Below are 13,247 nucleotides of genomic sequence, written 5' to 3' on the forward strand. Positions count from 1 at the left end.
AGCGCATAGATCATGGCAGGTCGCGGCGGCCGGACGGCAGGTGCGCCGAACCAGTGGTTCAGTCCGTCTCCACCAGGTACAGCGTGCGGTGGCCCGATCCCCACGCCGACGTGGTCGGCCACACGGCGATCGCCTCGGCCGGCGCCTCCTTCGTGGTGATGCGCAACTCGTACTCGGTCCGCACCGGCTCGGCGGGGGCGTCGAGGAAGGCGAAGTTGGCTTCGAGCAGGGTCACGCCGAGCGCGCTCGACTCCCGTTTCTTCTCCTCGATGGCCTCCGCCATGCGCCCCCGGTCGGAGAACACGTCGACGATCGCGCACTCGCACGAGTACGCGAGCGCCCCGATCTCCCCCGCACTGCGCACGGCACCGTCACCGACGATGTCCCGCAACTCCTCCCCGATGCGCAGGTACTGCGGGGACGCCACGTGGTTGCTGTGGACGGGAGCCTCGTCGCGCGGCAGTCCCGAGGCACCGTAGAGCGCGACGCTCGCAGCCGCTGCCAGCGCGGGGACCGCGGCGGTGAACCACCACCGGGAACACAGCGCCGCCACGAACACCGTGGCCGCGACGACGCTCGGCGCGTAGTACCAGTGGTACGGCGGGACCCCGAGCCACACGTAGGCCAGGGCGTGGGCCGCGCCGCCGAGCGCGAAGACCGCCATCGGAGCCGACACGCGGGCCAGGCGGGCACCCCGGCGCAGTCCGAGCGCCCACACCACCGCGGAGACGACGGCGGCGGCGACCGCCCACACCGACAACACGGTGGCAGCCGGGTACTCCCGGAAGTACAGGGCCAGGCCGTTTCCGAAGTCGTGCTCGCCCCACGACTCCTGCAACGTCTTGATCACGAGGGTGTCGGGAACGGCGGAGCCGAGGACCAACCAGCTGAAGAGGAACCACGGCAACGCGACAGCGGCCGCCGAGGTCACCACGTGCCACATGCCGACCCAGAACCGGCGCCGCACCACGAGCACGACGGCCGCCACGACGAGCAGATCCAGCCGCGTCACGGCCAGCAACCCCACCATCGCGCCCGCCGCCCAGTACCGGCGTTCCCCGGTGAACACGGCCAGCCAGACCAGGATCGAGGCGCCGAGCGCCATCTCGAGGCCGACCGACGAGACCAGCAGCGGGTTGACGAGCAGCGTGACCACGGCGAGCGGAGCGAAGGCGAGCTCCAGGCCGCGCTCCCGTCCCCACCGGCGCAGCCCGAGTGCGAGCCCTACCTGGCACAGCACGAACAACACCCCGGCCGCCACCACCGCATCGCGCACCACCAGGGTGATCGCCGCGAGCGACAGCACGTTCAGCGGCGACGTCGCCGTGTTGGACGTCTGTTCGAGAGTCAGTCCCCAGTGCCCGTCGAAGGCGAGGTTCCGGGCGTAGGACAGCGTGATGTAGGTGTCGTCGATCAGGTGGGTCCGCACGAAGGCGAAGACCACCGCCGACACCACACCGACGACGAGGGGAAACGTCCATTCCGCGCGGAGGGGGCCTCGGAGGCTCCGCCCCCGGTCCCGAGGTCTTTCGGCGCCGTCGGACTCGGGCGCCGCCACGACTGAGTGCGACATCGCGGACACACTACCCAGGGCCGCTTCGGCACGAGCAGCCACGGTTCGGCGGCCGGGCCCCGGAAACCACAAGACCTCCAGGCCGCGTCGGCCGCGCCCAGGTGTTGCGGGGCACGACGTCGGCGACACTCCCCTCCAGCGGAATCCGGTTGCCCGGTGCCCGGTGGACTTGGGTAGTGTTCCTGCCATGTCGAGTCCTGAGGCATCCAAGGTGGGGGCTTTCGGTCACGCCGTCAGCTCCCTGAACCGCTGAATCATCGATCCGCTTCCCCGTCCCACACAGCCTGAGTGGACGGGGTGGTCGCGCGTGTCTTCGGGGCGCTGGCCGCGGTGACGAGACGTCTCCTTCTCGTTCTCTCACCTCGGAGCTTTCGATGCCTTCGATGCCTCTTTCGCTCTACCTGCTCGCCGTGGCGGTCTTCGCCATGGGCACCTCGGAGTTCATGCTTGCCGGCCTGGTGCCGGACATCGCCACGAGCCTTGACGTGTCGCTCGGAGCCGCTGGGCTTCTGACCTCGGCGTTCGCGGTCGGGATGATCGTCGGTGCGCCGCTGATGGCAGCGCTCGCGCGCCGGTGGCCCGCTCGGGCCAGCCTGCTGGGCTTCGTGTCGCTGTTCGCCGCCGCCCATGTCGTGGGCGCCCTTACGACGAGTTTCGCGGTCCTGCTTGTCACCAGGACCGTCGCCGCCCTGGCCAACGCGGGCTTTTTGGCCGTGGCACTGAGTACGGCGGCCACGCTCGTCCCAGCCGACCGGAAAGGACGCGCGCTGGCAGTGCTGCTCTCGGGTACGACGGTGGCCACCATCGCCGGAGTTCCCGGCGGCGCGGTGCTCGGCACGGTGCTCGGCTGGCGGGCGACCTTCTGGGCGATCACACTGCTCTGCCTTCCCGCCGCCTTCGGCATCGTGAAGGGCGTCCCCGCTCATGCCGGAAAGTCCTCCCAGGACTCTCCGGCCGGTATTTCTCTGCGGGCCGAGATCGCCCAGCTCGCGATGCCCCGGCTGGTCCTGGCCATGCTGCTCGGGGCACTGGTCAACGCTGCCACCTTCGCCACGTTCACCTTCCTGGCACCGATCGTGACCGGCACCGCCGGTCTTGGCGAACTGTGGGTCCCGGTGGTACTGGTGCTCTTCGGCATCGGCTCCTTCGCCGGTGTCACTCTCGCGGGACGGCTCTCCGATCAGCGTCCGGGCATCGTGATCGGAGTCGGTGGTCCGATGCTGTTGCTCGGGTGGGTCGCGTTGGCGACCCTGGCCATCCAACCGGTGGCGCTTCTGCTTCTCGTGTTCGTCCAGGGCGCGCTGTCCTTCGCGTTGGGCAGCACCCTGATCGCCAGGGTGCTCTACGAAGCAGCGGGCGCCCCCACCATGGGCGGGTCGTATGCGACCGCGGCGCTCAACATCGGCGCAGCCGGCGGCCCGCTCGTTGCGGCGGCGACCCTCGGAGCCGATGCAGGCAACCTCGGCCCGGTGTGGACCAGCAGCCTCCTGGTCGCGGTGGCTTTGCTCATCGCCCTTCCGCTCCTGCGAGTCGTCGCGCCCCGCGCCGGTCAAGCCCAGGCGATCGGATGACCCACACGAACGCTCCACCACCACGACCTCAGCAAGGCGTCGCGAACGTCTGACCCTCCCACGTCAGCCCGTCTTCGCGAGGTGGCGCCGGAACCAGGCCGTCAGGCCGGCGTCCACCTCGCGGACCGGTGGCAGTGGTGGCGCGGGCTCGATGCCGGGTTCCTCGACGAGCGGGTGGGCCAGCCCGGGGATCGACAGCAGCTCGGACCGGTCGCCCAACGCGTCGACGAGGTCCACCGCGTCGTCGCGAAACGCGGGGTGGTCCAGTTCGCCGCTGACGACCAGCAGCGGCGCGCGACCGGCGATGACGCCCGCCTTGGCGACGAAGTCCAGGCTGTCGACGGCCTTCTCGGACTCGGCGTCATACGGGTAGTCGCCGGGGAACAGGTCGATGACGGACCGCATCCGGACGGCGGCGTTCACGACGGCACCGGCGAACACCGGGATCTCGGTGTCGGCAAGGATCCGCAGCGCGACGGCCCCGCCCAGCGAGCCACCGAGCACACCGATCGGACCGTCACCGACCGGCAGTTGAGCACGGATCGACGCCAGCGCGGCGGGGAACTCCTCGGTCGCCTGCCGGACGAACGGGTACATGGCGGACATCAGGACGTCCTGCTGGATCAGCTTCCAGCCCGCGTCCATGCTGCCGTCGACCATGCGCGCACCGCACATCGGCATGCCGAGATGCACCCGCCACGCGGGAAGGTCGTTCATCGGCAACGCGGCGGCGAACGCGGCGTCCGACCTCGGCGGATCCAGCATGTGCCAGGTGACGATCAACGGTGCGGGGCCGTTGCCGGCCGGGGGCAGAGCGGTGAACGGCACGCCGGCGGCGGTGCCCGTGATCGGTGGGTGCATGCGGCCACGGTAGACGGGGGAACGCGTACCCGGGTTCGATTCCGCTGTCAGCGGAAAACGGCGCGGCTGGGCGATGTCGCCGTTCCGACCGTCGGCGGATCGCGCCATCTCCGTGCTCACGTGTCACGACACGGCCAGTGTGGACCAGCCGGTCCACACGGTGTACGGTCAGAGCCGTGAACGATTTCGCGACCCGGAGAATGAATCCCGAAAGGCGTCGTCGCCTGCTGGAGACCGCGGCCCGGGAGTTCGCGGAGTCCGGATACGAGGGAGCCTCCCTCAACCGCATCATCCGTGAGTGCCGCATGAGCAAGAGTTCCTTCTACTACTACGTCGAGTCCAAGAGACATCTGTTCGACCTCGTGGTACGGGAACTGACCCGGGAACTGCTGGATCGGCTCTCCGTTCCGGACCCCAAGGAATTCGCGGCCGATTTCTGGCCGAACACGGCCCGCGTTTTCGAGCGCCTCACCGTGCTGGCCCGCGAACAGCCGCTGTTCGCCGACGTCGGCCGGATGTTCCACCTTCCCGGAGCGCCCACGGACCCGGGCTCGGCGGCGGGTTCGGCGCTCGCGGCCGCACGGTCGTGGCTCGACCGCGCCCTGGCCGAGGGCGTCGCGGCGGGCGCGGTCCGCGGAGATCTCCCTCCGAGCCTCCTGCGAGACGTCACCTTCGCCGTCCTGGCGACGTTCGACGAGTGGACCCTGCGCCACCAGGAGGACCTCGACGGGGAGGTGATGCGGGCGCTGGTGCGCGGTGAGCTGGCCGCGCTGCGGCGGCTACTGGCACCCGACACGGAGGTGCCGTCGTGACACGGCCGGACCGGGCCCCCACGGGTGTCCGCATCGACTGGGCCATCCCCAGCACACCGCCGGGGCCGCGCGGGGCTCCGCGTCGGTTCTTCGGGCCCGGAACCACCCGCGCGGAGGCGGCAGTGCAGGCCCTCGGTACGGCCGTCGGCTCGGCACTGCTCACGACGCACGTCACGCTCACCTCGGGCTGGACGCCCCTGTCACCGCTCGGCGTCGTCGTACTCGGGGTCCTCGTCCTGGATCTCGTCGGCGGGGTCGTCACCAACGCGACCAACCCGGCCAAACGCTGGTACCACCGCGACGACGCCACCGCCGGTCACCGCGTCGGGTTCGTCGTGGCGCACCTCCTCTACGTCGTCGCCGTGCCGACCGTGCTCGGTGCGGGCGGGTGGATGTGGGCAGCGGTCAACTCCGTGTTGCTGCTGGGCTCGACCTTCGCGATCGAGGCCGTGCCGGTCGAACTCAAGCGTCCCGTGGCGTTCGCACTGTACGTCGTGGCGGTCCTGGTGAACCTGACGTGGCTTCCGCTTCCCCCGTCGCTGGTGTGGTTGCCCGTGCTGTTCTTCCTCAAGCTGCTCGTCTGTCACCTCGTACCCGAGGCACCCCTGGTCCGCGACAGCCGTCAGGAGCCACGATGACCCGCCACGAACCACCCCGGAGGCCGACCGGGCTGTCCCGGCTGATGTTCCGGCTGCCGATCCACCTCTTCCGCCTGCGGTTGGGCTGGTTGTTCGGCGGACGGCTGCTGCTGCTCCACCACACCGGACGCCGCTCCGGCAGGAGGCGGGCCACCGTGATCGAGGTGGTCGGCCACGCCGACGGCGCCTACGTCGTCGCGTCGGGCTTCGGCCCGCGCGCCGACTGGTACCGCAACGTGCTGGCGCATCCGGAGGTGGCGATCGTCGTGCGCACCACCGCTGCACCCGCCATCGCGACACCCGTCCCGCCCGCGGAAGCCGCGGAGTTCATGGTGGCCTACGCGAGCCGGCACCCGTGGGTGGCCAGGCAGTTGTGCAAGCGCCTCATGGGCTTTCCCGTTGACGGCAGCGAGGAGGGCTTCCGCGAGGTGGGGCGCCGCGTCCCGTTCGTCCGCCTCACGCCGAGAGGGCTCGCTCCTTGAAGTACACCAGCTGGTGACTGCTCGCCAGCAGCTCGCCGCCTGCGCTCCACAGGCGGGCCGACTGGTCGAAGTAACCGCCGCCGAAAACCCCCGCTCGCGCGGTCGCGAGCAGGGGACGGTCTCCCTGCGCGCGCACCGTGTCGGCAGCGGCGTGGAAGTACGTCGAGAGCGACACCGTGCCGGCAGGCACGAAGGTGCCCCTGCGACGGAGCACGCGCGGGTAGAAGACGTCGCACAACGCCGCCAGCGCCGGAACGTCGAGCGGCCGGGACGGTCGCTCGCGCACCCACAGCGTGGTGGTCGAGTCCGGCTGCGCGCCGGTGTCCACGTCGGGCAGTGCGCCTTCCACGTACCGCATCTCGTAGTTGCGCGCCCAGACGACGAAGTCCGGCATCGGGCGCACCGGCACGGCTTCGGCCGCGGGCACCTCGGGCATGGCGACCTCGGTGTCGGACCACGTGGGTCGGCGGAGCCCGGTCACGACGGTCGCCGTGGTGGTCACCGTCCCGTCCTGCGCGAGCTCGACGGTCCAGTGCTGGGTGGAGCGGTTGGTGCGGACCGGGGTGGCGGTGAGCTCGAACGTCCCGTCGGCCACCGGAGCGGCGTAGTTGACCGTGAGCGAGAGGAGCTCTCCGAGCAGCCGGGCGTCATCGAGTACCGCCCGCACGACAACGGCCGCCGTGATACCGCCGAAGGGGCCCACCATGTTGGCGTACGCGGGGTGGGTGCGTCCACTGTAGACACCTTCGGCCACTGGATCCAGTGCGACGGCGTCATCGAACGGATGGACGTCCGCGGAGTGGGCGGCTTCGGTCATGGGTTCCCCTTCGGGGGCGATCCGATGGTTCGGTATGACAACATACATAGCCATGGCGATCACGCGCTCCAGGAGGTAACGCATGGCACAGCGGACGCCCCGGACGACAGGACCGAAAACGGCGATGACCGCCAGTGCCGTGGCTCTGCTGCGGGAGCGGGGCGTGGCCGGGACCTCGTTCGCCGACGTCCTCGCCCACAGCGGCGCTCCGCGCGGCTCGGTGTACCACCACTTCCCCGGGGGCAAGGCGCAGTTGGTCGAGGAGGCGACGCGCACGGCGTCCGGCGAGCTGACGGCCGGGATCACCCGCCTGCTACGTGACCACGGTACGGTATCCGCGCTGCGCGCGGTGGCGGACCTGTGGCGACGGGACCTCGCGCGCAGCGACTACACGGCGGGTTGCCCGGTGGCCGCGTCGGCGCTCGGCCCGGTGCCCGGGGCCAGGGACGCCGCTGGAGCGGCCCTGCGGGGCTGGGAGTCAGCCGTCGCGGAGTCGCTGCGCCGGGAGGGTGTGCCACCGGAACGGGCGGGAGCGCTCGGAACACTCGTGGTGAGCGCGCTGGAGGGCGCGCTCGTGTTGGCCAGAGCGCAACGCAGTGCCGCACCCCTCGACGCGGTGGTGACCGAACTGGAGATCACCTGCGGCGCCGCCGTCGCCGCCTCCCGGACGTGACCTGCGCCTACCGCGGAAGTTTCCACGGCGGCGTCCACCCGAGCCGCCTGCACACCGCGTCGAGATCGGGATCGGTGAGCGTACGTGGATCGGAGACACCCGCGAGGCGGGGGCCGAGAATCTGGAGAACCCCGACCTTGCTGGCCGGATCGCCGATGTCCTTGCGAACCTCCAGCAGGAAGTCACCGTAGAGGCGGAACTGGAGGTCGGCGGGCGGGTTGTGCGGCAGCGCCTGCATGAGGCGTCCGTAGGCGGCCACGACACCGTCCGAACCGTACACGTTGATCCACCTGTCGAACCGGAGCTTGTGCTCCCGCTCCTCATCGGTCGGCAGGTCGTCACTGGTGAACATGCGATCGAGCATGTCGACCAGCGGACCGTACATCGAACGTTTGTCGTCGAGAATCCGCTCGTGGGCAGCGTCGGCACGCTGCACCCGTAGCTCGTGGCGGCGTGACGCCGTGGCGAAGACACCGGCGACGACGGCGGCCGTGACGGAGGCGACGGCGGCGATGACGGCGACCACGATGGCACTCATGACCGAAGCCAAGCACAAAACCGGTTCGTTCGGTCAGTGGCCGGTGACATGATGCCCTGATGAATCCCCAGGATCCCAAGTCCGTTCTCCACCACTACCTCACGGCAGCGCGTGAGGCGCTCGTGTGGAAGCTGGAGGGTCTGACCGAGTACGACGTCCGACGCCCGCTCACCCCCACCGGCACGAACCTGCTGGGCCTGCTCAAACACCTGGCGGGCTGTGAGGTCACCTACTTCGCCTTCACCTTCGACCGGCCGTTCGACGAGCACCTCCCGTGGTTGGCCGACGACGCCGAGGACAACATGGACATGTGGGCCACGGCCGAGGAATCACGCGAGGACATCGTCGACCTGTACCGGCGGGCGTGCGCGCACTCGGACCGCACCATCGCCAGCCTCGACCTGGATTCGCCCGGCATCGTGCCGCACTGGCCCGCCGAACGTGCGCACACCACACTCCACGCCGTGCTGGTCCACATGATCGCCGAGACCCAGCGGCACGCCGGGCACGCCGACATCGTGAGAGAACTCGTCGACGGTGCGGCGGGGCTCCTCGAAGGAAAACTCAACCTGCCGAACGGCGACGCGGACTGGTGGCGCAACCACCACGACAGGCTGGAGCGCGTCGCCCGTGAGGTGAGCGGACGCCCGTGACCCCGCCCGAGCCCTCCCCTCCGCCGCTTCCGGCGTGCCACACTCGAAGCCGCGAGCACAAGGACGAGGTGAGGGCCACGGTGACGACGGGCGACGATGCCGACGAACTCGTGTTGGTGGGTCGAGGGCCGGTCGCCACCGTGTACGCCGGAGTACGCGACGACGCGGGATTCGCGCTCAAGGTCTACCCCGGCGTGCTCGATCGCCGGACTCTCCGAGCGGTGCGCACCGAACTCTCGACTCTGGCCTCACTCCGCGGCCACGCTCCCGTGCTCGTGGCCGACTCCGTCGAGTCCCTGCCCGGAGGCCGGACGGGCCTGCGCATGGAACTGTGCGCACAGTCGCTGGCCGAGTTCGTCGAGGGCGCGGGGCGGAGGCCGGCGGAGGAGACGCTCACCATGGGTGAAGCCCTCGTGGAGGCCCTGGCCGCCGCGCACGGCCGGGGCGTCGTGCACGGCGGTGTCTCTCCCGGCAACGTACTGTTCCAGGGTTCCGGCGCCACCCTGCTCTCCGACTTCGGTACCACGCTGCGGCGCCGATTCGCCCCCGACACCTCTCCGCACGAGACGGCCGCGCCGGAGACGCTGCGCGACGGCTCGCTGGACGAACGGTCCGACCTCTACGGACTCGGTGCGACGCTGTACTTCGCGCTGACCGGGCGCTCCCCACATCCGCGCTACCGCGGGGAACCCGACGACGCGTACGTGTTGCGTGTGCTGAGTGAGCCGGTGGCCGCGATCGACCGCCCCGACGTTCCTCCGGCACTCGCGGACCTGGTACTGCGCCTGCTCGCGAAGAACCCCGCCGACCGCCCCGGTAACGCGGCGGAGGTCGGCGCCCGCCTGCGAGCGGTCCGCGCGGGCGCCGAGCGCCCGGCGCCCCCACTGCTCCCCGATCTCGGTGAGCCCATCCTGGTGTCCGGCCCGGCGCGGCGGCGCCGTCGGCGACGGCTGGGGCCCGGCCCGGTCGTGGTGGGGCTGATGGCCGTGGCGATGCTCGTCGTCGGTGCCGTGCTGCTGCTCGCCTACCGACCACAGGACGTCGCTGTGTCGCCCGCCCCGGCCGAGATCCGGGGGCCGGCGACGCCGTCGCCGCCGCCGGCCCGCACGCCGCACGTGGAGCTGGCCGAACCCCTCGACCACGGCCACTACGTGGAACTGTCGTGGCACAGCGAAGCGCGACTCCACTATGCCGTGTTGATCGCCGTGGAGGGCGGTGGCCTCGACACCGTGTACGTACGCGACAGGACCAGCCACCGCGTCGAGGTCGATCCGGCGCTGGGGTACTGCTTCCGCGTTCACGGCACCGACGGTGCGCGGGTGTACACCAGCGAGGTCCGGTCGCTCCGCGACGCCACCTGCTCCCTGTGACCGGCCGGGCGGGTCAGGGCGCCCACAGTGTCCGGTGATCGAGCGCTGCGCGTAGCCGGGCCCGCCATCCTCTTCGGGCGAGTCCACGGCGGATCGTGCCGACTGCCTCCCACGCCCGTTCGGTGTCGTCACCGCGGTGGGCACTCCGATCCGACCACACGGCGAGGTCGACCTGCACGGCGAGGTCGCGCACGGCGGCCACCGTCGGCGGATCGGCCACCGTGGTGGCCGCCTCAGCGACGTCCCGCGCGGTCATCGCCGGTGTCACGACGACGCCGTGGCCTCGCAACCGGTCGCGTGCTTCCGCCCACGCCGCGAGCACCCCCGCGGGCCCGGTCAGTCGTCGTCGCCTGCCCCTCCGCACCGCCTTCACCGCGGTGAGCCCGCCGAACCAGCTCACCACCAGCCCCAACGGCACGGCGGTGGCCAGCCAGACCGGCAGGGTGCTCCCCGGGGTCCCGGGGTCGCCGTGCCGCTCCTCCTGCCGTTCGTGCTCTCTTCGCGGTGGCATCGGGCCGGGGCCGTGGTGTTCCACCACCTCACGCGCCTGTTGGGTCACCGCGCCCAGGCCGTCCCCCTTCGGACCGTCCGCCAGGGCGGCCCCGGTCGGGTCCAGCGGCACCCACCCGACGCCCTCCACGGCGACCTCGGGCCAGGCCTCCACGTTGCTGTTGTGGACGGTGTACGACTCGGTCTGCTCGGGGACCCGGAACCCCACGACCAGTCTCGCCGGTATCCCGCGGATACGCGCCAACACGACATAGGCGGCGGCGAACTGCTCACTGGTCCCCCGGCGGCTCGACAGCAGGAACTCCGTCAGGTGCGGCCAGGAATGCCCGGACGTCAGCTCGTCCCCGCTGGCGACGGTGTAGTTCTCCCGCAGGTAGCGCTCCAGCAGGACGGCTGTCCGGAACGTGGGCCGCCCGTCCCCCACCGCTCGCTCCGCCAGCGCGGCAACCTCCGGCGGAACGTCACCGATCGCGGCGAGCCCGCCTTCGGCGTCCCCGTCGACGGCGGCGTCGGCCAGCACCTCGGCGGTGACCTCCGGACCCCACCACGTGAGGGTGTACTCGCGTGGGCTCGGGCCTTCGGGCACGAGCAGGCTTCCGTGGCGTTCCTCGACCAGCGGCGCGGCACCCTCCACCCGGGAGGGCCACGTGCGGCTGGGCAACCAGGGACCGTCCAGGTTCAGCAGTTCGACCCGGGTGGTTCGCCCGCGCACGGCCACGTCGACCTCCGGGCCGGGCCGCAGCCCGGCACCGAGCGTGCGGTACCGGGTGCCGGGATGCCACGTGACGCCGTCGAAGGCGTCCAGCACCACGAGAGGCCAGTGGCCCGCCACGTCGCCGTGGAGCCGGAACAGCGGTTCGGCCGGGTCGGCCAACCGGGAAGCGACGCGATCGAGCGGACTCGCCACACTCACCTGTGCCAGCGGCACGGTCCAGTCGTCCCGCAGCGAGTAACGCGGGCTCGGTGACGGCAGCACCACCGTCACCACGAGCATCGCGGCCACTCCGACCACACCGACGAGGACAGTGTCCGGAGCCCCACCGGCTGCCGCGCGGTCGGCGTCGTCCCGGCCCGCCAGCGCCAGGCAACCCACCACGGCGACGTAGGCCAGCCCGGCCACCGCCGCGGACCACCCCGACACGGCGACGTAGGTCTGCGCGAGGACCAGAACGGCGAGGCTCGGCAGGAGCGCCGCGAACGAGGCGGTCCGGTGCAACAGCTCGATGCCGAGCACACCGGCGACCACGACGAGCAGGGGTACGAACAACACGAGTTCCGCATCGCCGCGGGCGGGCCACGTCGACTGCAACGCCTGCTGCCACGACAACGTGATCCCCTGCCGGAACGCCGCCAGGGTGTCCCCGGTGGGCACACCCGCCACGGTGGTCGGCCACAAGCAGGTTTCCACGACGGCGAGCAGGCCGCTCAGCAGGGTGAGTACCGGCCGCCACGCGGAGAGCGCGGGTCTCCGGCACAGCAACGCGGCGACGAGCACCGCCGAAGCGGGCACCCCGACGGGCGCCAACAGCGCCGGTAGTCCGAACACGGGTACGAACAGCAGTCCCGCGACGACGGCCGCGAGGACGACACACGCGGTCGCGCCTGCCCTCGGTGTCATGCCACGAACTTGTTCCACCACCCGACCGCCTCGTTCGCCGTGGGAGCCCGCAGGACCGTCACACCGGAATCCACCGACACCCCCGGCTCGTCGCCGAGCAGCAGGCAGATCGCCGCCGGGGAACGTCGGGCGGGTACCCGCCACGAGTCGGGGTCCGCCCGCACCGACGTCACGACCACCAGGACGTCCGAAGCGGAGCGGGCCGCCGACACCTCCGGGACCACGGGATCGGCCCGCTCACCCTCCTGGCACACGACACACAGCTCGTCGAGCAGCATCCGCGTGGTCTCCTCGCCGGGTCCGGCGACGAGCTCCCGTCCGGCGGACGTCACCAGCCGCGTGGGCTGCCCCGCCCGCCCGCAGGCGGTGAGCACCGACGCGGCGACGTCCACGGCGTCCTCGAACAGCTCCGGCGACAGCACGTCCGACCGGGTGTCCACCGCCACCGTCACCCTGGGCTGTCCCGGATCGACGAGGTCGCGGACCATCAACCGGCCCGTGCGCGCGGTCGCCTTCCAGTACAGGTGCCGCACCTCGTCGCCCGGCACGTACTCGCGCACGTCCCGCAGGTCCTCCACACCCCGAAGCGCGCCAGGGGTCCCGGTGTGCCGCGCGTGGCGGAGCAGCCTTCCGGGCAGCGGCCGGGCGGCCAGTCGACGTGGGTGGACCCACAGGGTCGCCGTCTCGCCCGCCGTCCACCGTCTGCTCGCCAGACCGAACGGACCCACCCGATACAGGGTGAGCGGGCCGACGGCGTACCTGCCGCGCCGGGTCGTCGGCAACTCGTAGCGTCGGACCGTGCTCTGTCCCGGCCGCAACGCCGAGGTCCGCAGCTCCTGCCGTGCGTGGGCGACACCGTCCGTGAGGCGCAGCCCCTGTTGCCACCGCGTCGACGCGTTCGTCAACGACAGGCGTGCCAACGCCGGGCTGCCGCGCTCCACCCGCTCGGGAAACACGACCCTCCGCGCCTCCACCTTCGGCCCGCGGGCGGACAGCGCGAGTGCCGCGACCACCGACAGGGAACCCGCCGCGCCGAGTCCCCGCGGCAACGGATAACCGGCCCACTGTCCGAACAGGAGCATCGCGACCGAGACGGCGAGCACCACGGCTCCCCGGGCGGTGAGCCGCATC

At 71.4% G+C, this 13,247-nt stretch carries 13 protein-coding genes; 7 read left to right on the forward strand and 6 right to left on the reverse strand.

Features of this window, described 5'->3' with window-relative positions:
• Positions 1–58 precede the first annotated feature (58 nt).
• Positions 59–1,573 (reverse strand): DUF2029 domain-containing protein, encoded by a 1,515-nt coding sequence (locus SACCYDRAFT_RS15425; protein WP_005457478.1) that lies wholly within the window; start codon positions 1,571–1,573, stop codon positions 59–61.
• Between the two features lie 383 nt (positions 1,574–1,956).
• Here SACCYDRAFT_RS15425 and SACCYDRAFT_RS15430 point away from each other — a divergent pair, with 383 nt between their 5' ends.
• On the forward strand, positions 1,957–3,144 hold the full coding sequence (locus SACCYDRAFT_RS15430) for a Cmx/CmrA family chloramphenicol efflux MFS transporter (protein WP_043536533.1): 1,188 nt from the start codon (positions 1,957–1,959) through the stop codon (positions 3,142–3,144).
• 63 nt (positions 3,145–3,207) lie between these two features.
• On the opposite strand, the gene SACCYDRAFT_RS15435 is transcribed toward SACCYDRAFT_RS15430, so the two are convergent.
• Positions 3,208–4,005 carry an alpha/beta hydrolase family protein gene (locus SACCYDRAFT_RS15435; protein WP_043537319.1) on the reverse strand — a complete coding sequence of 266 codons (798 nt, stop codon included), beginning with the start codon at positions 4,003–4,005 and terminating at the stop codon, positions 3,208–3,210.
• A gap of 176 nt (positions 4,006–4,181) precedes the next feature.
• On the opposite strand from SACCYDRAFT_RS15435, the gene SACCYDRAFT_RS15440 reads away from it, so the two are divergent.
• From SACCYDRAFT_RS15440 to SACCYDRAFT_RS15450, 3 genes are read left to right on the forward strand one after another with little or no spacing between them, the layout of a single operon-like run.
• Positions 4,182–4,817 (forward strand): TetR/AcrR family transcriptional regulator, encoded by a 636-nt coding sequence (locus SACCYDRAFT_RS15440; RefSeq protein ID WP_232283689.1) that lies wholly within the window; start codon positions 4,182–4,184, stop codon positions 4,815–4,817.
• The gene (locus SACCYDRAFT_RS15445) at positions 4,814–5,455 is read left to right on the forward strand and encodes a hypothetical protein (protein WP_005457482.1); all 642 of its coding nucleotides are present in this window, start codon (positions 4,814–4,816) and stop codon (positions 5,453–5,455) included. Before SACCYDRAFT_RS15440 ends, SACCYDRAFT_RS15445 begins: the two co-directional genes overlap by 4 nt.
• A complete protein-coding gene (locus SACCYDRAFT_RS15450) occupies positions 5,452–5,937 on the forward strand; it encodes a nitroreductase family deazaflavin-dependent oxidoreductase (protein WP_005457483.1) in 486 nt (161 codons plus the stop codon). The genes SACCYDRAFT_RS15445 and SACCYDRAFT_RS15450 overlap by 4 nt, the downstream gene beginning before the upstream one ends.
• Here the strand turns inward: SACCYDRAFT_RS15450 and SACCYDRAFT_RS15455 are convergent.
• The gene (locus SACCYDRAFT_RS15455; protein WP_043536535.1) at positions 5,912–6,754 is read right to left on the reverse strand and encodes an acyl-CoA thioesterase; all 843 of its coding nucleotides are present in this window, start codon (positions 6,752–6,754) and stop codon (positions 5,912–5,914) included. The two genes, SACCYDRAFT_RS15450 and SACCYDRAFT_RS15455, sit on opposite strands and share 26 nt — an antisense overlap.
• Positions 6,755–6,836: 82 nt before the next feature.
• Between SACCYDRAFT_RS15455 and SACCYDRAFT_RS15460 the strand changes: the two genes are divergently transcribed.
• The gene (locus SACCYDRAFT_RS15460; protein ID WP_005457486.1) at positions 6,837–7,427 is read left to right on the forward strand and encodes a TetR/AcrR family transcriptional regulator; all 591 of its coding nucleotides are present in this window, start codon (positions 6,837–6,839) and stop codon (positions 7,425–7,427) included.
• A gap of 7 nt (positions 7,428–7,434) precedes the next feature.
• Here the strand turns inward: SACCYDRAFT_RS15460 and SACCYDRAFT_RS15465 are convergent, their stop codons facing one another.
• Positions 7,435–7,965, reverse strand: a complete 531-nt coding sequence (locus SACCYDRAFT_RS15465; protein ID WP_005457488.1) for a hypothetical protein — start codon at positions 7,963–7,965, stop codon at positions 7,435–7,437.
• Between the two features lie 59 nt (positions 7,966–8,024).
• On the opposite strand from SACCYDRAFT_RS15465, the gene SACCYDRAFT_RS15470 reads away from it, so the two are divergent.
• Positions 8,025–8,618 carry a DinB family protein gene (locus SACCYDRAFT_RS15470; RefSeq protein WP_005457489.1) on the forward strand — a complete coding sequence of 198 codons (594 nt, stop codon included), beginning with the start codon at positions 8,025–8,027 and terminating at the stop codon, positions 8,616–8,618.
• Positions 8,619–8,698: 80 nt separating this feature from the next.
• Positions 8,699–9,988 carry a protein kinase domain-containing protein gene (locus SACCYDRAFT_RS15475; protein ID WP_005457490.1) on the forward strand — a complete coding sequence of 430 codons (1,290 nt, stop codon included), beginning with the start codon at positions 8,699–8,701 and terminating at the stop codon, positions 9,986–9,988.
• A 13-nt stretch (positions 9,989–10,001) separates the two neighbouring features.
• Here SACCYDRAFT_RS15475 and SACCYDRAFT_RS15480 read toward each other — a convergent pair whose 3' ends face one another.
• Both SACCYDRAFT_RS15480 and SACCYDRAFT_RS15485 read right to left on the reverse strand, forming a co-directional pair.
• On the reverse strand, positions 10,002–12,116 hold the full coding sequence (locus tag SACCYDRAFT_RS15480; RefSeq protein WP_005457491.1) for a transglutaminase family protein: 2,115 nt from the start codon (positions 12,114–12,116) through the stop codon (positions 10,002–10,004).
• Positions 12,113–13,246 carry a DUF58 domain-containing protein gene (locus SACCYDRAFT_RS15485; RefSeq protein ID WP_005457492.1) on the reverse strand — a complete coding sequence of 378 codons (1,134 nt, stop codon included), beginning with the start codon at positions 13,244–13,246 and terminating at the stop codon, positions 12,113–12,115. Before SACCYDRAFT_RS15485 ends, SACCYDRAFT_RS15480 begins: the two co-directional genes overlap by 4 nt.
• Between the last annotated feature and the right edge of the window lies 1 nt (position 13,247).

The organism is Saccharomonospora cyanea NA-134, from assembly GCF_000244975.1.
Classification (GTDB): Bacteria; Actinomycetota; Actinomycetes; order Mycobacteriales; family Pseudonocardiaceae; genus Saccharomonospora; species Saccharomonospora cyanea.